Source organism: Burkholderia sp. SIMBA_051, from assembly GCF_046534915.1.
Classification (GTDB): Bacteria; Pseudomonadota; Gammaproteobacteria; order Burkholderiales; family Burkholderiaceae; genus Burkholderia; species Burkholderia ambifaria.
Window position 1 is genome coordinate 1 of sequence record NZ_JAWRXS010000922.1, and the last position, 234, is coordinate 234.

A 234-nucleotide genomic window follows, 5' to 3' on the forward strand; every position below is an offset into this window, starting at 1 on the left:
CACGATCGTCGTCGCCGCTTCGGCTTCGGAATCGGCTGCCATGCAGTACCTGGCGCCATACGCCGGCTGCACGATGGGCGAATACTTCCGCGACCGCGGCCAGGACGCGCTGATCGTTTATGACGACTTGACCAAGCAGGCTTGGGCATACCGTCAAATCTCGCTGCTGCTGCGCCGTCCGCCGGGCCGTGAAGCGTATCCGGGCGACGTGTTCTATCTGCACTCGCGTCTGCT

The 234-nt window shown here is 63.7% G+C and carries 1 pseudogene; it reads left to right on the forward strand.

Annotation, left to right across the window (positions count from 1 at the left end):
- Positions 1-234: pseudogene (locus tag SB771_RS37175) on the forward strand (F0F1 ATP synthase subunit alpha); the annotation flags it as partial.